At 72.2% G+C, this 18,154-nt stretch carries 14 protein-coding genes; 7 read left to right on the top strand and 7 right to left on the bottom strand.

From position 1 onward, the window contains the following. The first annotated feature begins 45 nt into the window (after window positions 1-45). Entirely contained in the window at window positions 46-576 is a 531-nt protein-coding gene (locus tag AAT21_RS02105) for a hypothetical protein (RefSeq protein ID WP_046774980.1), read from the top strand. Between the two features lie 129 nt (window positions 577-705). Then, window positions 706-1,335 carry a class F sortase gene (locus AAT21_RS02100; protein WP_046774979.1) on the top strand — a complete coding sequence of 210 codons (630 nt, stop codon included), beginning with the start codon at window positions 706-708 and terminating at the stop codon, window positions 1,333-1,335. A gap of 15 nt (window positions 1,336-1,350) precedes the next feature. On the opposite strand, the gene AAT21_RS02095 is transcribed toward AAT21_RS02100, so the two are convergent. Continuing rightward, the gene (locus tag AAT21_RS02095) at window positions 1,351-2,127 is read right to left on the bottom strand and encodes a sulfite exporter TauE/SafE family protein (protein ID WP_046774978.1); all 777 of its coding nucleotides are present in this window, start codon (window positions 2,125-2,127) and stop codon (window positions 1,351-1,353) included. Between the two features lie 553 nt (window positions 2,128-2,680). Then, entirely contained in the window at window positions 2,681-3,976 is a 1,296-nt protein-coding gene (locus AAT21_RS02090) for a ferredoxin reductase family protein (RefSeq protein ID WP_046774977.1), read from the bottom strand. 157 nt (window positions 3,977-4,133) lie between these two features. On the opposite strand from AAT21_RS02090, the gene AAT21_RS02085 reads away from it, so the two are divergent. From AAT21_RS02085 to nirD, 3 genes are read left to right on the top strand one after another with little or no spacing between them, the layout of a single operon-like run. Then, a complete protein-coding gene (locus tag AAT21_RS02085; RefSeq protein WP_046774976.1) occupies window positions 4,134-5,417 on the top strand; it encodes an NAD(P)/FAD-dependent oxidoreductase in 1,284 nt (427 codons plus the stop codon). A 1-nt stretch (window position 5,418) separates the two neighbouring features. Beyond that, window positions 5,419-7,944: a nitrite reductase large subunit NirB gene (gene nirB, locus AAT21_RS02080; protein ID WP_046774975.1), complete on the top strand. Its 2,526-nt coding sequence runs from the start codon at window positions 5,419-5,421 to the stop codon at window positions 7,942-7,944. After that, window positions 7,941-8,273, top strand: a complete 333-nt coding sequence (gene nirD, locus AAT21_RS02075; RefSeq protein WP_046774974.1) for a nitrite reductase small subunit NirD — start codon at window positions 7,941-7,943, stop codon at window positions 8,271-8,273. The genes nirB and nirD overlap by 4 nt, the downstream gene beginning before the upstream one ends. Window positions 8,274-8,295: 22 nt before the next feature. On the opposite strand, the gene AAT21_RS02070 is transcribed toward nirD, so the two are convergent. Beyond that, window positions 8,296-8,709, bottom strand: a complete 414-nt coding sequence (locus tag AAT21_RS02070; protein ID WP_046774973.1) for a VOC family protein — start codon at window positions 8,707-8,709, stop codon at window positions 8,296-8,298. Between the two features lie 123 nt (window positions 8,710-8,832). Continuing rightward, a complete protein-coding gene (locus AAT21_RS02065) occupies window positions 8,833-9,288 on the bottom strand; it encodes a group III truncated hemoglobin (RefSeq protein WP_046774972.1) in 456 nt (151 codons plus the stop codon). A 448-nt stretch (window positions 9,289-9,736) separates the two neighbouring features. Here AAT21_RS02065 and AAT21_RS02060 point away from each other — a divergent pair, with 448 nt between their 5' ends. Then, window positions 9,737-10,897 carry an alkaline phosphatase PhoX gene (locus AAT21_RS02060; protein WP_046774971.1) on the top strand — a complete coding sequence of 387 codons (1,161 nt, stop codon included), beginning with the start codon at window positions 9,737-9,739 and terminating at the stop codon, window positions 10,895-10,897. A 108-nt stretch (window positions 10,898-11,005) separates the two neighbouring features. Here the strand turns inward: AAT21_RS02060 and AAT21_RS02055 are convergent, their stop codons facing one another. The 3 genes from AAT21_RS02055 to dusB form a co-directional block, all read right to left on the bottom strand. After that, entirely contained in the window at window positions 11,006-12,004 is a 999-nt protein-coding gene (locus AAT21_RS02055; protein ID WP_079025389.1) for an ArsR/SmtB family transcription factor, read from the bottom strand. A 388-nt stretch (window positions 12,005-12,392) separates the two neighbouring features. Beyond that, window positions 12,393-15,101: a pyruvate, phosphate dikinase gene (gene ppdK, locus AAT21_RS02050; RefSeq protein ID WP_046774969.1), complete on the bottom strand. Its 2,709-nt coding sequence runs from the start codon at window positions 15,099-15,101 to the stop codon at window positions 12,393-12,395. A 364-nt stretch (window positions 15,102-15,465) separates the two neighbouring features. Further along, a complete protein-coding gene (dusB, locus tag AAT21_RS02045; protein ID WP_046774968.1) occupies window positions 15,466-16,608 on the bottom strand; it encodes a tRNA dihydrouridine synthase DusB in 1,143 nt (380 codons plus the stop codon). Between the two features lie 51 nt (window positions 16,609-16,659). On the opposite strand from dusB, the gene AAT21_RS02040 reads away from it, so the two are divergent. Then, a complete protein-coding gene (locus tag AAT21_RS02040) occupies window positions 16,660-18,108 on the top strand; it encodes an MFS transporter (protein ID WP_046774967.1) in 1,449 nt (482 codons plus the stop codon). Window positions 18,109-18,154: the final 46 nt, after the last annotated feature.

Raw genomic sequence — 18,154 nt, 5'->3', positions numbered from 1 at the left:
CGGGTTTCCTCGGATACACGACCCCGTGTCTTCAGGGAGAGTCCCATGCGCCGACGTACCGCACACGTGCTGACCGCGACCGCGCTGACCGCCGTCGCGTTCACCGGCCCGGTCGCCGCCGCGGACCTCGGCATGGTGGGCTTCGCACCCGGGGACTTCGCGACGCTGGAGGTCTGGCCGAAGTCCGCCGCCCCGGGCGCGACCGTCACCGTGAACACCACGGCCTGCGGCCCCGGAAGCCACGCGGACGGCGATGCCACCACGGTCGGCGGCGGCCGGTTCAAGCTGGTCCCGGGCACTCACAAGGAAGTGGTCGTGGGGCAGTTCCAGGTGGCCCGCGGCACCCGTCCCGGCACCTACGGCATCGGCGCGACCTGCGCGAACGGCAAGTTCGCGACCGGCGACCTGGTGGTCACCGAACGCGGCCCGCAGGGTCACGTCAACTCCGGGGTGGGCGGTGGCACGACCACCACCACCGACCCCGCCAAGATCGCGGCGGGAGCGGCCGTACTGGCCGTCACCGCCGTCGGCGGTACCTGGCTCCTGCGTCGCCGGGCGAGCGGCACGCGGAGCTGACGGACGCCCACCGCGGCTCCGGCCGCGGTCCGACCGGTACCGTCCCCCGTCGCCCGCCCCGCGAGGTCCCCCCGTTCGCGGGGCCGGGCGACGGCCAGTCACCTCGGACGAGAGGCGGAGGGGGTACGCATGGCCCGCGACTTCCGCCCGACCGCCCGGCACGGCGGCCTCGTCGCACTCGCCGCCTGCATCGGCGTCTGGCTCGTGACCAGCGGCTCCCGGGAGCCGGTCGGGCCCCCGCTGCCCTCCCCCGCCGAAGCACTCACCGCCGCCGGCGTCGTGGGCCCCGGCATCGCCCCTCTGGTCGGCTCGCCGCCCGGGCGGATCAGGATCCCCTCCATCCGGGTGGACGCCCCGCTGATCGGGCTCGGCCTGGACCGCAGCGGCCACCTCGAAGTGCCTCCGCCCGACCGGCGCGACCTCGCCGGCTGGTACCGCGAGGGCATCACCCCGGGCGCCACCGGCACCGCCGTGATCGCCGGGCACGTGGACGACTCCGCCGGGCCGGGGGTGTTTTACCACCTGGGTGCGCTGCGCCGCGGTGCCTCGATCGAGGTCCCGCGCGCGGACGGCCGTACGGCGGTGTTCACGGTCCACGCGGTCGAGGTGCACGACGCCAGGACCTTCCCGGACACCCGGGTGTACGGCCCCTCCTCGCGCGCCGAGCTGCGGGTGATCACCTGCGGTGGCGGCTTCTCACCGCGTACGGGCTACCGCGGCAACGTGGTCGTCTTCGCCCACCTCACCGCGACGTACTGAGCGACCCGGGGCCGGTCAGCCCCACTGCTCCAGGCCGAGCTTGACCACCAGCGCTCCGACCACGGTCAGCAGCACCCCGCGGACGAAGCCGCTGCCCTTCTTGAGCGCCATGCGGGCGCCGATCATGCCGCCGGCCAGGTTGAACACCGCCATCAGGGCGGCGAGCTGCCACAGCACCATGCCCTGGTAGGCGAACATCGCGAGCGCCCCGGCGTTGGTGCAGCAGTTGACGATCTTGGCGGTGGCGGAGGCGGCGACCAGGTCGAGGTGGAGCAGGGCCGTGAGCGCGAGCACCAGGAAGGTGCCGGTGCCCGGCCCGATGAGGCCGTCGTAGAAACCGATGCCGAGGCCGGCCAGAGCGATGGCGAGCAGCACCCGGGCACGGCTGACGGGCGAGGTGGAGGGGGCAGTGCCGAAGCCGGGCCGGAAGAGCACGAAACCGGCGACGATCACGAGCACCACCATGATCATCGGCCGGAGCGCGTCCTTGCTGATGCCCCCGGCGAGCGCGGCGCCGCCCATCGATCCGGCGAGCGCCGCCAGGCCGATGCGGACGGCCAGCTTCACATCCACCGGGGCCTTGCGGACGTACGTCACGGCCGCGCCGGCGGTGCCGACGATGGCCACGGCCTTGTTGGTGCCGAGGACGGTGGCGGGGTGGGCGTTGGGCAGGCCCAGCAGCAGCGCGGGCAGGAGCAGCAGGCCGCCGCCGCCCACCACCGCGTCGATCCAGCCCGCGGCAGCGGCCGCCACGCACAGCACGATGATCATGGTCGTTGATATGTCAGGCACGAACCGACCCTATGGAGCTGTCGGTGCAGGGACCATTCAATTCCCGGAAAGTTGAGCAAAGGTTGAGCTCTGCCGGGCCGGGACCCGGTCCGGAGCCACCGGAGCGGCCGGTTCCACGACCGCCGTGAGCGCGGTGGCGGCCAGCACGCTGGCAGCCCCCAGCCCCGCCGCGAGCCGCCCCGCCGGGGGTACGCGGGCCAGCGCGGCCAGTGCGGTCCGCACCGGCGAGGGTCTGCGCGGCTTACGGTGCCGGGCGGCCGTCGCCGGGGCGGGGGCCGGGGCCGGGGCCGGGGCTGGGGCTGGGGCGGGGGCGGGGGCCGGCACCCCGACGGGTACGGGCAGGGCGACGTGCAGAGGGTGGCGCATCGGGCGGGGACTCCCTGGGGAAGGCGGTCGGCGGAGTGACGCGGGGGAAGCAGGGTGCGGCGGGGGGAGCAGGGACTGCGGCAGGCGGTGGAGGATGCCGTCGGAACGGCGTCGGGAGGCGGTGCGCGGCGGGGACGACGGGCGCGGTGGGCGCGGCAGGGTGCGGACCGGGCGCGTCCGGCCCGGCTCAGAAGCTGAAGCACTCCGTATGGATCCGTCCGGCCGGCACCCCGGCCCGCAGCAGCGCTCCCCGGGTCGCCTCGGCCATCCCCGGCGGCCCGCACAGGTACACGTCGTGCTCGGCCAGGTCGGGCACCAGCGCGGCCAGCGCCTGCGGGGCCAGCGGGTCGTAGGCGGCGCCCGACGGCCCGAGCAGGTAGTGCAGCCCCGCCCGCCGCTCGGCGGCGATGGCCTCCAGCTCGGCGCGCAGCACCAGATGCTCCTCGGCGCCGGCCCGGTAGAGCAGGGTGATGTCCCCCGGGCCGCCCGGCAGCGTCTCGAACAGGGCCCGCATCGGGGTGATCCCGACCCCGCCGGCGATCAGCAGCACCTTGGGCCTGGTCCGCCGGGCCGCGGTCAGCGCGCCGAACGGCCCGGTGGCGAGGACCCGTGTGCCGGGACGCAGTCGGCGGATGCGGCGGGAGTGGCCGCCGAGCCCCTTGACGGTGATCCGCAGTGTGTCACCGCGGACCGGCGCGGAGAGGGAGAACGGCAGGGCGGTCGGCCACAGCCCCCGCTGCAGGAACCGCCAGCGCAGGAACTGCCCCGGCTCCGCGCGCAGCTCCGCCAGGTGCTCGCCGCGGACGACGACGGAGACGACGCCCGGTCCCTCGGAGCGGACCTCCGCGACCCGCAGCGCGTGCCGCAGGGCCTGCCGTACGGGGACCACGGCGCGGTACCAGACCAGCAGCGCGGCGACCACGGTGTGGGCGAGCGCCCAGAACCAGGCCGCGGCGGCGAGGTCGGGCCCGGCGAGCTGGTGGCCGAAGCCGAGGGCGGCCGCGAGGTATACGAGCAGATGCACCCCGCGCCAGGTTTCGTACGACGTCCGGCGGCGTACCGCCCGGGCGGACGTCGCACCGACCGCGGCCAGGAGGACGGTTCCGGCCGCGGCGGCGGCTATGGCGGGGTAGCCGAGCAGTTCCCGGACGGCGCGGACGAGGTCGGCCCCCGTGTGCACGGCGTATCCGAGCAGGGCGAACAGCCCGTGGCCGAAGCAGAGGAGCAGGACGTGGCGGCCGCCGAACGCGTGCCAGCGGGCGAGCCGGTCGGCGCCGACCCCGTGCTCGACCGCGGGCACCCGGGCCATCAGGAACAGCAGCACGAGCACCCCGTAACCGGCGAGCAGACCGGTCAGGTGCGCGGCGGTGGCGAAGAGCGCGTCGGGCCGCGCCGAGGGCCGGACCTGCACCGCCCAGAGCAGGACCACCACCCCCGCCCCGCCCAGGATCCCGCCCCTGACCCGCACCGCAGCATCTCGCATGCGGATCACGCTAAGGGCCCCGGCAGCGGCCCCGATGGGCTTTAAGGCGGCCTTGAGGAAGGCCTCACCGACCCTTAAACCGGACGCTGAGGTCGGCGTTCCGTCCGGGTAACAGAGGCGATGCGGAGGGGAAACAGCGGCCGCGCACCCTCATGGCATGACCTCGGAAAAGCGTGTGGTGGTGATCGGCGGCGGCCTCGCGGGCCTGCGGCTCGCGGACCGGCTGGGCCCGGCCGCGGCGGTGACCGTCCTCGGCGAGGAGTCCCACGTCCCGTACAACAGGGTCCTGCTCGCCGAGGTCCTGGCCGGCCGGTACGCGCCGGAGGTGACCGCCCTGCCGGCCCCCGGCCCGGTGCTGCGGCGCGGGGTCCGTGCCGTGCGCGTCGACCGGGCGGAGCAGGCCGTGCACTGCGACGACGGCACGGTGGCCGGCTACGACACGCTGGTACTGGCCACCGGCTCGAACGCGGTCCTCCCGCCGCTGCGCGGACTGTTCGAGCCCGAGGGGCGGGAACTGCCGGAGGGGGTCCACGCGTTCCGCACGATGGACGACTGCCTCGCGCTCTCGGCGGCCGTACGCCCCGGGGTGCGGGCGGTGGTGATCGGCGGAGGTCTGCTGGGCGTCTCGGCCGCCCGGGCGCTCGCCGCGCGCGGAGCGGTGGTGGTCCTGGCCCAGCAGGGCGAGCGCCTGATGGAACGCCAGCTGGACGCGGACTCCTCCGCCCTGCTGGCGACGCACCTGACCGGGCTCGGCGTGGAGATCCACACCGAATGCCGGGTCCGCGGGCTGACGACGACCGCTGCGGCCCCGGCTGCGCTCGGGACGCGGGGGCCCGGGGGCGGAGCCCCCGGCAACGGCGCCGCCTCCGGGCAGCGGCGCGTCACCGGCGTCGAGCTCGCCGACGGCTACCGGCTGGACGCCGACGTCGTCGTCCTCGCCTGCGGCGTGCGCCCCCGCACCGGCCTGGCGCAGGCCGCCGGTCTGGAGATCCGCAAGGGCATCGTCGTGGACGACGAGCTCCGCACCAGTGACCCTCGCATCCACGCCATCGGCGACTGCGCCGAGCACGCCGGGCAGGTCTACGGCCTGGCCGGCGCCGCCCTGGAGCAGGCCGACGCCCTCGCCGCGGTCCTGACCGGCGGTTCCGCCCCGTACAGCGGCACCCGCGCCCTCACCCGCCTCACCCTCGGTGGGACCGGCGACGGCTCCCTGGACCTCGCCGCCTTCGGCGAGACCACCCCCCTCCCCGGCGACGACGTGGTCCGCCTCACCGACGGCACCCGGCGGACCTACCGCAAGGTCGTCCTGCGCGGCGACCGCCTCGTCGGCGGGGTGCTGCTCGGCGAGCTCTCCACGGTGGGGGCCCTCGCCCGCACCTGGGAGGGCGGGGAAGCACCGCACGACCTGTTCCACCTGCTCACCGACGACGGAGGCCACTGACATGACCGAGCCCTCGCCCACGATCGTGCTCATCGGGCACGGCATGGTCGGCCAGCGCTACCTCGAAGCGCTCGCCGAGCGCGGGGTCACCGCCACGCACCGGATCACCGTGCTCTGCGAAGAGCCCCGGCCCGCCTACGACCGCGTGCACCTGACCTCGTACTTCTCCGGCAGCACCCCCGAGGACCTCTCCATGACGCCCGCCGGGTTCATGGAGGAGCACGGCATCTCCCTCCACCTCGATGACCCGGCCGAACACATCGACCGGGAGGCCCGCACCGTCACCTCCCGCTCCGGGCAGGTGTTCCCGTACGACGTGCTGGTCCTGGCCACCGGCAGCTACCCCTTCGTGCCGCCCGTCCCCGGCAAGGACGCCCCCGGCTGTTTCGTCTACCGCACCATCGAGGACCTGCTCGCCATCGAGGAGTACGCGAAGGACAAGACGACCGGAGCGGTCGTCGGCGGCGGACTCCTCGGCCTGGAGGCCGCCGGCGCCCTCCAGGGGCTCGGTCTCGCCTCCCGCATCGTCGAGTTCGCCCCGCGCCTGATGCCCGTCCAGGTCGACGAGGGCGGCGGCGCCGCCCTGCTGCGCACCATCGAGTCCATGGGCCTCACCGTCCACACCGGTGTCGGCACCCAGGAGGTGGTGACCGGCGAGGACGGCCGCGTCAGCGGAATGCGGCTCTCCGACGGCTCCGTCGTCGCCACCGACCTCGTGGTCTTCTCCGCCGGTGTCCGCCCCCGCGACCAGCTGGCCCGCGACGCCGGGCTGGACGTCGGCGAGCGCGGCGGCATCGCGGTCGACGCCCACTGCCGCACCTCCGACCCGCACGTCTACGCCATCGGCGAGTGCGCCCTCGCGGTCGACGGCCGTGTCTACGGCCTGGTCGCCCCCGGCTACGAGATGGCCGAGACCGCCGCCGAGGACCTGCTGGGCCGGGAGAAGGAGTTCACCGGGGCCGACCTCTCCACCAAGCTGAAGCTGCTCGGCGTGGACGTGGCCTCCTTCGGCGACGCGCACGGCAACACCCCCGGCAGCCTCGACGTCGTCTGGTCCGACTCCCGTTCCGGGATCTACAAGAAGCTGGTGGTCTCCCCCGACGGGGTCCTCCTCGGCGGGGTCCTGGTCGGCGACGCCGACGCCTACGGCCTGCTGCGCCCGCTCACCGGCAGCGTCCCGCCCGTCGCCCCCGAGCAGCTGGTCCTGCCCGCGGGCGTCGGCGCACCCGTCGCGCTGGGCCCGTCCGCCCTCCCCGACACCGCGGTGATCTGCTCCTGCCACAACGTCACGAAGAAGGCCATCACCGCCTGCTCCACGCTCCCCGAGGTCAAGAAGTGCACCAAGGCGGGCACCGGCTGCGGCAGCTGCATCAAGGTGATCGGCCAGCTGCTCCCGGCCGCCGCCGACAAGGGACTGTGCGGCTGCTTCCCGTACACGCGGGCCGAGCTCTACGAGATCGTCCGCACCCGCCGGCTCACCTCGTACGAGCGGATCCTCGACGGCCACGGCCGTCCCGAGGCCCGCGGCGGCGACGGCTGCGAGGTCTGCAAGCCGGCCGTCGGCTCGATCATCGCCTCGCTCGCGGCGACGCTCGGCGCGAGCGGCTACGTCCTGGACGGGGAGCAGGCCGCCCTCCAGGACACCAACGACCACTTCCTCGCGAACATGCAGCGCAACGGCTCGTACTCGGTCGTGCCGCGGATCCCCGGCGGTGAGATCACCCCCGACAAGCTGATCGTGATCGGCGAGGTGGCCCGCGACTTCGGCCTCTACACGAAGATCACCGGCGGGCAGCGGATCGACCTGTTCGGCGCGAGCGTGGACCAGCTCCCGCGGATCTGGGCACGGCTCGTCGACGCCGGGTTCGAGTCCGGTCACGCCTACGGGAAGGCCCTGCGGACGGTGAAGTCCTGCGTCGGGCAGACCTGGTGCCGCTACGGCGTCCAGGACAGCGTGCGCATGGCCATCGACCTGGAGCTGCGCTACCGGGGCCTGCGCGCCCCGCACAAGCTGAAGTCGGCGGTGTCCGGCTGCGCCCGCGAGTGCGCGGAGGCGCAGAGCAAGGACTTCGGGGTCATCGCGACGGCGAGCGGCTGGAACCTCTACGTGGGCGGCAACGGCGGCGCCACTCCGCGCCACGCCGACCTCCTCGCCCAGGACCTGTCGGACGCGGAGCTGATCCGGCTGATCGACCGGTTCCTGATGTTCTACATCCGCACCGCCGACCGGCTGGAGCGGACCTCCACCTGGCTGGAGCGGCTGGAGGGCGGCCTGGACCACCTGCGGGACGTGGTCGTGCACGACTCGCTGGGGCTGTGCGCCGAGCTGGAGTCCCTGATGGCCGACCACGTGGCGCACTACCGGGACGAATGGGCCGAGACGCTCCAGGACCCGGAGCGGCTGCGCCGGTTCGTGTCCTTCGTGAACGCGCCGGGCGCGCCCGACCCGACCGTGAAGTTCGTCCCCGAGCGCGACCAGGTCAAGCCCGACCTGGCCGTCCTGACCATAGGAGGCTCCGTCCGATGACCGTGGAACTGCAAGTGGCGCAGGGCTGGCTGACGGTGTGCGAGCTCTCGGCGCTCGTCCCCGGGCGCGGGGTCGCCGCGCTGCTGCCCGACGGGAGCCAGGCCGCGGTGTTCGTCGACCGCGCGGGCCGGGCGTACGCCATCGGCAACCAGGACCCCTTCACCGGCGCGCACGTGCTCTCCCGCGGCCTGGTGGGGGCGGCGGCGGGCCGGCCCTTCGTGGCCTCCCCGCTGCTCAAGCAGCGCTTCGACCTGGAGACGGGGCGCTGCCTGGACGACGAGGAGGTGGCGGTCCGTACCTACCCGGTGCGGACCGCCGCGACCTCCTGACGGCAGGGGGTGGGCCGGCCGGTCAGTCCTGCTTCTGGACGACGGCCGGGTCCATCCACATGATCTCCCAGGTGTGGCCGTCGAGGTCGTCGAAGGCCCGGCCGTACATGACGCCGTGGTCCTGGGCCGGGCGGGGTTCGGTGGCGCCGGCCGCCAGGGCCCCGTCCACCAGTTCGTCGACGGCGGCGCGGCTCTCGGCGCTCAGGCACAGCAGGACCTCGGACGTCTTCGTGGCGTCCGCGATCTCCTTGTGGGTGAAGTCCTTGTAGCGGGCCTCGGTCAGGAGCATCGCGACGATGGTGTCGCTGATGACCATGGAGGCGCAGTTCTCGTCGGTGAACTGGGCGTTGAAGGAGTAGCCCAGCTTGCCCCAGAAGGCCTTGCTGGCGTCCAGGTCCTTGACGGGCAGGTTGACGAAGATCATGGTCGCGGACATCGAGGTCTCTCTTTCCTGCTGCTCGGTCGGTGCTTTCGAGAGGTAGACCGAGGGGCCGCGGGAAACTCATCGCCGCTCGCGAAGATTTTTTGAAGTTTTCTTCCCGGCCGGCGAAATCGCAGGTCAGGCGGCCGAGCGCAGCTCCAGCGCCGCGAGGGGGACGAAGCCCGTGGTGCCTTCGCCCCGCAGGTCGGCGTCCGGGCCGGCGAGGCGCCGGTGGAGGGTCAGCGCGATCCGCTCGCCCTGGGCCTTGGCCCGCCCGGCGTTCGGCCCGCTGTACAGCCCGTCGATCGTCGCGTGCCACAGCTGGACCCAGCGGCCGAAGTCGGCGGCGGTCAGCGCCCGCACCGAGTGCAGCGCGGCGTGCGGGGCGAAGGCGTTGCGCCGGTAGGGGGCGGTGCGGAAGAGGGCGCGCTCCCAGAAGTCGGTGATCCGGGGCAGGTGGACCTCCAGGTCCGTGCCCGCGATGCGGGTGAAGTACGGCCCGATCCGCGGGTCGGCGAAGGCGGCCGTGTAGAAGCGGCGCAGCACGATGTCGAGGTCGGCACGGCCCGAGATGTCCGCGGCGAAACGGTTCATACCTCCACCGTCCTCCTCCCTCCGGCACCTTCCCAGGGCCCAAGGTCCTGTCATGGGTCATTTCACGCCACCGTGTGCGGAACACCTCCTAAACCCCGGGGGCCGAGACAGGCCGGAACTGGCGGGTGCGGCGCGCCGGGACGGCCCCCCGGCGGACGCCGGGCCGCCGGTGTCTTCGCGGACGCGGCGCTGTGCGAACGCCGTCGGCCGTACGCCGGCCCGGGCGCGGGAATCCCGCCGGTGCCGATGCCGCGCGGGCCGGAAGGGCCCCGGGGAAGGAAAGCCGGGGGCGGGCGGCGCGGAAATCCCCGCCGAGGGATTGAACGCCGAGCGGTCGCTCGGGCGTAATGAGGATTTGGCGCCACGTCAACTGGCGTCTCCTAGGTTCCTCGACGCGTGCGACCCCGCGTCCGACCGGCCGCGGGGCCTTCCTCCCACAGGAGTGACCGTGGAACGTCGTACCTTCCTGCGCGGCGCAGTGATCGGTTCGTCGGCCGCCGCCTTCGGCGGCACGTTGATGCACGGGGCGGCCTACGCGGCGCCGGCCCAGCCCGGTGCCGGTCCCTACGGGGCGCTCGGCGCCGCCGACGCCAACGGGATCATGCTCCCGAGCGGTTTCACCAGCCGGGTGATCGCCCGCTCGGGCCAGACCGTGAGCGGCACCTCGTACACCTGGCACAGCGCCCCCGACGGCGGTGCCTGTTACTCCGACGGCTCGGGCTGGATCTACGTGTCGAACTCGGAGATCAACCCCTCCGGCGGCGCGAGCGCGGTGAGGTTCAACTCCTCCGGCACCGTCACCGGCGCCTACCGGATCCTGTCGAACACCCGGCAGAACTGCGCGGGCGGCGCGACCCCGTGGAACACCTGGCTGTCCTGCGAGGAGGTCGACCGCGGCTTCGTCTACGAGACCGACCCGTACGGCGTGAACGCGGCGGTCCAGCGCCCGGCGATGGGCCGCTTCAAGCACGAGGCGGCCGCCGCCGACCCGGTCCGCCGGGTGATCTACCTGACGGAGGACGAGTCGAGCGGCTGCTTCTACCGCTTCGTCCCCACCACCTGGGGCAATCTCTCCTCCGGCACCCTCCAGGTCCTCAAGGCCGGCACGGCCACCTCCGGCTCCTTCACCTGGCAGAACGTCCCGGACCCGGACGGCTCCCCGACGGCGACCCGCAGCCAGGTCTCCGGCTCCAAGAAGTTCAACGGCGGCGAGGGCTGCCACTACGCCAACGACACCGTCTGGTTCACCACCAAGGGCGACAACCGGGTCTGGCAGCTCAACCTCACGAACAACACCTACGAGCTGGCCTACGACGACTCGCTCGTACCCGGCGGCGCGGCCCCGCTGACGGGCGTCGACAACGTCACCGGCTCCTCCTACGGCGACCTGTACGTCGCGGAGGACGGCGGCAACATGGAGATCTGCGTGATCACCCCGGACGACGTGGTGGCACCCTTCCTGCGGATCACCGGACAGTCCTCCTCGGAGATCACCGGCCCGGCCTTCTCGCCCGCCGGCAACCGGTTCTACTTCTCCAGCCAGCGCGGCACGAGCGGCAGCTCCTCCGGCGGCATCACCTATGAGGTGACGGGCCCGTTCCGGACCTGACGGTCGTACCCGGCGGCCCCCGGCCCCCGGGCCCTGGCCCTCGATCCCCGGCCCTCGGCCCGCGGTCTTCGGCCCCCGGCTCTTCCCGGGCCGGGGGCCGTCGGCGTCTCAGGAGGCCACGGCCCCGCCCTTGAGCAGCGCCGCTCCCAGCGGGGTCACCGTGTGCAGGACCGCGTTGCCGTGGCGCAGGGTGGTGACCAGGCCCGCCTCGCGCATCACACAGGCGTGCTGGCTCGCGGAGGCCAGCGAGACCCCGGCCCGCCGGGCCAGCTCGCTGGTGGTCGCGCCGTCCCCGATGGCCCGCAGCACGACCGAGCGGGTGTGCCCGACCAGCTTGCCCAGGGTGCGCTGGCGCTGCTCCTCGGCGGGCCGGGCCGCCTCGCCGCTCCCCGGCGCGGAGGCCAGCTGCGCGGCGGCCGGGTAGACCAGCACCGGCGGCAGCTCGGGGTCGTGCAGGGTCACCGCGGTGCGCCGGCAGAAGAAGGACGGCTGGAGCAGCAGCCCGCGCCCCCGCAGCCGTACGTCCCGGTCCACCGGGTAGTCGCACTCCAGTACCGGGGCCCGCCAGCGCAGCATGGGCGGCAGCGAGGCCAGCAGCTCGTCGGCTCCGCCGTCGAGCAACGCGCGGCCGCGTGCCGCCCGTTCGGCTTCTATCTGGGCCTGTATGTGGGTCCAGTACGGCTCCACGGCGGCCCGGTGGTAGGCGCGCAGCTCGCCCATCAGCCGCGGGAGCTGCTTGGTGCCGCCCTCCATGAAGTCCCGCAGCCGTGGTGTCGTGGGCGCTCCGGCGCCCAGCAGCTGGAGCTCCCGGCGCATGCGCTCGGGACGGATCCCGCGCAACGCGTCGAGGCCCACGTCCCACCCGTACTGCCCCTCCACAGGGGTCAGGAAATCGGGGAAATAACCGCGACTCGGTATGAGCATACCGAGCGTGCGTGTTTCACTATTCAACCTGCTCCGGGTTTCCGTACGCCATTCACCGAACAACCGGGCATCGCGCCGGTCTCTTAAGCGGTGAAAGCTGAGAATCGTCTCCCACAACGCATCGGGACGCCCTGCCATCCGTACGCGTGCCAGGTCCACTCCAGTGAAATGGATACGCAGCACCGAACCCCCACCTGTGCAACCGCAATCCCCCCGCCCCATGAGTATGCACGCAGTCACACGTGGTCACCACGCCCTTTCGGCCACAGTTGAAACCCCTTTCGGCAGGGGCGTGACAACCGAAATCCTGTACTCCGCCGGGCACACTCCGGTGCGACCGAAACGCTCCGCGAAGGCCGTGGGGGGCTTTGCGGGGCCTGGCGGTCGGTCGCACCGGGAAGCGCCGACGTGCCCGGCAGAATGACAGCGGCGGTGGACGGGTGGGGATCCGTCCACCGCCTGCTGGCGTAAAGAGTTGTTGAACAAAAAAATTGAGGCGCGCCCGCCCCCGGGCAGTCAGGGAACCCGGGGACAGGCGCGGTCTGTGGGGCCCTTGTGAGGGGCCGGTGGGTCAGCGGCTGTCGCTGCCCTTCGCCTCGGCGGCGGCACGGCCGGCCTCCAGGCGCGCCACCGGAATCCGGAAGGGCGAGCAGGAGACGTAGTCGAGGCCGACCTCGTGGAAGAAGTGGACCGACTCGGGGTCACCGCCGTGCTCGCCGCAGACGCCGAGCTTGAGGTCGGGGCGGGTGGCCCGGCCCAGCTTGGCCGCGTGCCGGACCAGCGAGCCGACGCCGTCCTTGTCGATGGTCTCGAAGGGCGAGACCCCGAAGATGCCCTTCTCCAGGTACGCGGTGAAGAAGCTGGCCTCGACGTCGTCGCGGGAGAAGCCCCACACCGTCTGGGTCAGGTCGTTCGTACCGAAGGAGAAGAACTGCGCGGCCTCGGCGATCTGGTCGGCGGTCAGCGCGGCGCGCGGCAGCTCGATCATGGTGCCGATGGAGAGCTTGAGGGTGGTGCCGGTGGCGGCCTCGACCTCGGCGATGACCGCGTCGGCCTCCTCGCGGACGATCTCCAGCTCCTGGACGGTGCCCACGAGCGGGATCATGATCTCGACGCGGGGGTCGCCCTTGGCGTTCTTGCGCTCGGCCGCGGCCTCGGCGATCGCCCGGACCTGCATGGCGAACAGACCGGGGATGACCAGGCCCAGGCGGACACCGCGCAGACCCAGCATCGGGTTCTGCTCGTGCAGCTTGTGGACGGCCTGGAGCAGGCGCAGGTCGTTCTCGTTGGCGTCCTTGCGGGACTCGGCGAGGGCGACGCGCACCGACAGCTCGGTGATGTCGGGCAGGAACTCGTGCAGCGGCGGGTCGAGCAGGCGGACGGTGACGGGCAGACCGTCCATCGCCTCGAACAGCTCGGTGAAGTCCTTCTTCTGCAGCGGCAGCAAGGCACTGAGTGCCTCGTCGCGCTCGCCGTCGGTGTCGGCGAGGATCAGGCGCTCGACCATCTCGCGGCGCTCACCGAGGAACATGTGCTCGGTGCGGCACAGGCCGATGCCCTGGGCGCCGAAGCGGCGGGCGCGCAGCGCGTCCTCGGCGTTGTCGGCGTTGGCGCGCACCCGCAGGCGGCGGACACGGTCCGCGTACGCCATGATCCGGTGCACGGCGGCGACGAGCTCGTCGGCGTCGTCGGCGCCGGCGTGCATGCGGCCCTCGAAGTACTCGACGACCGGGGACGGTACGACGGGTACCTCACCGAGGTAGACCTTGCCGGTGGAGCCGTCGATGGAGACGACGTCGCCCTCTTCGATGACCGTCTCGCCGACCGTCATGCGGCGGCGCTTGGTGTCGACGTCGAGCTCCTCGGCGCCGCAGACGCAGGTCTTGCCCATGCCGCGGGCGACGACGGCCGCGTGGGAGGTCTTGCCGCCGCGCGAGGTCAGGATGCCCTCGGAGGCGATCATGCCGTCAAGGTCGTCCGGGTTGGTCTCGCGGCGGATCAGGATGACCTTCTCGCCGGAGCGGGACCACTTGACGGCCGTGTAGGAGTCGAAGACGGCCTTGCCGACCGCCGCGCCCGGGGAGGCGGCGATGCCGCGGCCGAGCAGGGTGGTCTTCGCGCCCTCGTCGAAGCGCGGGAACATCAGCTGCGCGAGCTGGTGGCCGCTGACGCGCTGGAGCGCCTCGGCCTCGTCGATCAGGCCCTGGTCCACGAGCTGGGTGGCGATGCGGAAGGCGGCGCCCGCGGTGCGCTTGCCGACGCGGGTCTGGAGCATCCACAGCTGGCCGCGCTCGATCGTGAACTCGATGTCGCAGAGATCCTTGTAGTGGGTCTCCAGCGTCGTCATGATCGTCATGAGCTGGTCGTACGAGGCCTTGTCGATGGCCTCCAGGTCCGCGAGGGGCACGGTGTTGCGGATGCCCGCGACGACGTCCTCGCCCTGGGCGTTCTGGAGGTAGTCGCCGTAGACGCCCGCGTGGCCGCTGGCGGGGTCACGGGTGAAGGCGACGCCGGTGCCGGAGTCGGGGCCCAGGTTGCCGAAGACCATGGAGCAGATGTTGACCGCGGTGCCCAGGTCGCTCGGGATGCGCTCCTGACGGCGGTACAGCTTGGCCCGGTCGGTGTTCCACGAGTTGAAGACGGCCTCGACGGCGAGGTCCATCTGCTCGCGGGCGTCCTGCGGGAACTCGCGGCCGGCCTCCTTCGCCACGATCTTCTTGAAGACCTTGACGAGCTTCTTCAGGTCGGCGGCGTCGAGGTCGGTGTCGACGGTGACCTTCTTGGCGGCCTTGGCCTCGTCGAGGGCGTCCTCGAAGAGCTCGCCCTCGACGCCGAGGACGGTCTTGCCGAACATCTGGATCAGGCGGCGGTAGGAGTCCCACGCGAAGCGCTCGTCGCCGGCCTGGGAGGCGAGGCCGGTGACCGACTCGTCGGAGAGGCCGATGTTCAGGACGGTGTCCATCATGCCGGGCATCGAGAACTTGGCGCCGGAACGCACGGAGACCAGCAGCGGGTCGTCCGACTGGCCGAGCTTCTTGCCCATCTTCGACTCGAGGGCGGCAAGGTGGGCGCTGACCTCGTCGCGCAGCGCGGCCGGGGCCGAGCCGCTTTCGAGGTAGACCTTGCAGGCCTCGGTGGTGATGGTGAAGCCGGGAGGGACCGGCAGACCCAGGTTGGTCATCTCGGCGAGGTTGGCACCCTTGCCACCGAGAAGGTCCTTGAGGTCGCGGTTGCCCTCGGTGAAGTCGTAGACGAACTTCTGATCTTTGTTTTCCGACACGGGTCTCGACTCCTCGAGGCTCGGTGGCTGCCCTGACGGCCAGGAACATACCCAGATCGAAGGCTTCTGGGTACGTCCACTTGGCCGTCATACGGACGTAACCACCCGTGCGCCAGCAGATCGAAAGTAACTCAGGGGTAACCAGAAAGTACGAAGAGCGTTCAGATCCCGAAGGGGCAGGGGGCCCCTGAGGCCTGTCTACGCTCGGATGAGCGATCATCGATACATTTGCGTTCAAGTGTTGAACACACAAAGGGTGGCACCCAGTGCCACCCTTTGAAAGTCTTACCCGTGACTTACGCGCTCATCTGAGCGAAACCTCTCCCATGCGTGGCGTATATCACGCACCACGGAGGGCGATTTGTCAGCCTCCGGAGGTGTCCAGTTCCGCGTCCTCGCTCACGCCTGCGCAGTCGTACGGGTCCTTCAGCCAGCCGTCCGGCAGGACAACTCGGTTGTTTCCGGACGTCCGGCCGCGCGGGCCGTCCGCACTCTCCGGCCACTCTTGATCCAGATCGAGCTCGCTCAGATGAGCGTCCAACTCGGCCAGGGAAGAGGTGACCGCGAGCTTCTTGCGCATCTCGGACCCGACCGAGAAGCCCTTCAGGTACCAGGCGACGTGCTTACGGAAGTCGATCACGCCACGCGTCTCGTCGCCGATCCACTCTCCCAGCAGCTGGGCGTGCCGGTGCATCGTCTGCGCGACCTCGCGCAGCGCGGGCCGGTGGAAGTCCTCGGGCCGCCCCTCGAAGGCCGCCACCAGGTCGTTGAACAGCCACGGGCGCCCCAGGCAGCCACGGCCCACGACCACGCCGTCGCAGCCGGTCTCGCGGACCATGCGCAGCGCGTCCTCGGCACACCAGATGTCGCCGTTGCCCAGGACCGGTATCTCCGGCACGTGCTCCTTGAGCCGCGCGATGGCGTCCCAGTCGGCGGTGCCGCCGTAGTGCTGCGCCGTGGTCCGCCCGTGCAGGGCGATCGCGGTGACGCCCTCCTCGACGGCGATGCGGCCGGCGTCGAGGTAGGTGAGGTGGTCGTCGTCGATGCCCTTGCGCATCTTCATGGTCACCGGCAGGTCACCGGCCCCGGCGACGGCCTCGCGCAGGATGGCGCGCAGCAGGTTGCGCTTGTAGGGCAGCGCCGAGCCGCCACCCTTCCGGGTGACCTTGGGCACCGGGCAGCCGAAGTTGAGGTCGATGTGGTCGGCGCGGTCCTCCTCGACGATCATGCGGACCGCCTTGCCCACCGTCACCGGGTCGACCCCGTACAGCTGAATCGACCGGGGCTTCTCGGTCTCGTCGAAGTGGATCAGCTGCATGGTCTTCTCGTTGCGCTCGACCAGGGCGCGGGTCGTGATCATCTCGCTCACGAACAGCCCCTTGCCGCCCGAGAACTCCCGGCAGAGGGTACGGAACGGGGCATTGGTGATGCCGGCCATGGGTGCGAGCACCACCGGGGGCTGCACGGTGTGCGGGCCGATCACGAGCGGCGGGGGGAGCGTGGTCATCCGCCCATTGTCCCGCATGCCGAGGGGGTCGGGCGGACGTAGCATCGGCGCATGATCGAGCCGAGTCACCGGCAGCGCACGATCGTCCTGGCGATCTGCTGCATGAGCCTGCTCATCGTCAGCCTCGACAACACCGTGCTCAACGTCGCGCTCCCGTCGATGCGCCGCGAGCTGGACGCCTCGGTCGCGGGCCTCCAGTGGACCATCGACGCGTACACGCTCGTCCTGGCCTCGCTGCTGATGCTCGCGGGATCCACGGCCGACCGGATCGGCCGCCGCAAGGTGTTCGTCGCCGGTCTGCTGACCTTCGCTCTGGGCTCCCTGCTCTGCTCGCTCGCGCCGAGCCTCGGCTGGCTCATCGTCTTCCGGATGGTGCAGGCGGTCGGCGGCGCCATGCTCAACCCGGTCGCGATGTCGATCATCACCAACACCTACACGGACCCGGCCGAACGGGCCCGGGCCATCGGCGTGTGGGGCGCGGTCGGCGGTATCTCCATGGCGGCGGGCCCGCTGATCGGCGGGGTGCTCGTGGATTCGGTGGGCTGGCGCTCGATCTTCCTGATCAACGTGCCGATCGGCCTGGCGGCGCTCGCACTGACCCTGCGCCACATCCCGGAGTCCCGGGCGGCCCGCCCGCGCCGCCCGGACCCACTGGGCCAGGTGCTGGTCATCGCGCTGCTCGGCAGCCTGACGTACGGGATCATCGAGGCGCCCGCCGCCGGCTGGCGCTCGCCGCTGATCATGGGGTGCGCGGTGGTGGCCGTCGCCTCCTTCGTCGGGCTGCTGATCCATGAGCCCCGGCGCGCGGAGCCGCTGATCGACCTCCGGTTCTTCCGCAGTGCGCCGTTCAGCGGCTCGACGGTGATCGCGATCAGCGCCTTCGCCGGGCTGGCCGGCTTCCTCTTCCTGAACACGCTCTACCTGCAGGACGTACGGGGGCTCAGCGCCCTGCACGCCGGTCTGTACATGCTGCCGATGGCCGGCCTGACCGTGCTGTTCGCGCCGCTGGCGGGGCGGCTGGTGGGCAGCCGGGGGCCGCGGATCTGCCTGCTGATCGCGGGGGTGGCGATGGCGACGAGCGGGCTGCTGTTCGCCCTGTTCGAGGCGGAGACCTCCAACCCGCTGCTCTTCACGGGGTACGTGCTGTTCGGGCTCGGCTTCGGCATGGTGAACGCGCCGATCACCAACACGGCGGTCTCGGGGATGCCGCGCTCCCAGGCGGGTGTCGCGGCGGCCATCGCCTCCACCAGCCGGCAGACGGGCGGCACGCTGGGCGTCGCGGTCATCGGCTCGGTGCTGGCGGCGGGGCTGGCCGGCGGCGCCGACTTCTCCGGGGCGGCCCAGCCGGCCTGGTGGATCATCACGCTGTGCGGGCTGCTCGTCCTGGTCGTGGGCGCGGCGACGAGCGGCACCTGGGCCCGCGGGACGGCGGAGCGCACGGCCCGCAGGCTGGAGGAGTCGACAGGCCCCACGGCACCCGTGGGCTCCCCGCGCGGCTAGGCACTGCCCGGCCCTGATCCGCCGGAGTGCGGCCGGGGGCGTGTCG

The sequence above is a fragment of the Streptomyces yangpuensis genome (assembly GCF_001005295.1).
Taxonomy (GTDB): Bacteria; Actinomycetota; Actinomycetes; order Streptomycetales; family Streptomycetaceae; genus Streptomyces; species Streptomyces yangpuensis.
The sequence above is the reverse complement of the archived record's forward strand: the minus strand, read 5'-3'. Positions and strand labels throughout refer to the sequence as shown.

Bases quoted from the DNA above. Each gene is read 5' to 3' on its own strand.
- AAT21_RS02105 (WP_046774980.1), top strand. From the start codon at position 46: ATGCGCCGACGTACCGCACACGTGCTGACCGCGACCGCGCTGACCGCC.
- AAT21_RS02100 (WP_046774979.1), top strand. From the start codon at position 706: ATGGCCCGCGACTTCCGCCCGACCGCCCGGCACGGCGGCCTCGTCGCA.
- AAT21_RS02090 (WP_046774977.1), bottom strand. From the start codon at position 3,976: ATGCGAGATGCTGCGGTGCGGGTCAGGGGCGGGATCCTGGGCGGGGCG.
- AAT21_RS02085 (WP_046774976.1), top strand. From the start codon at position 4,134: ATGACCTCGGAAAAGCGTGTGGTGGTGATCGGCGGCGGCCTCGCGGGC.
- nirB (WP_046774975.1), top strand. From the start codon at position 5,419: ATGACCGAGCCCTCGCCCACGATCGTGCTCATCGGGCACGGCATGGTC.
- nirD (WP_046774974.1), top strand. From the start codon at position 7,941: ATGACCGTGGAACTGCAAGTGGCGCAGGGCTGGCTGACGGTGTGCGAG.
- AAT21_RS02070 (WP_046774973.1), bottom strand. From the start codon at position 8,709: ATGTCCGCGACCATGATCTTCGTCAACCTGCCCGTCAAGGACCTGGAC.
- AAT21_RS02065 (WP_046774972.1), bottom strand. From the start codon at position 9,288: ATGAACCGTTTCGCCGCGGACATCTCGGGCCGTGCCGACCTCGACATC.
- dusB (WP_046774968.1), bottom strand. From the start codon at position 16,608: ATGACCACGCTCCCCCCGCCGCTCGTGATCGGCCCGCACACCGTGCAG.
- AAT21_RS02040 (WP_046774967.1), top strand. From the start codon at position 16,660: ATGATCGAGCCGAGTCACCGGCAGCGCACGATCGTCCTGGCGATCTGC.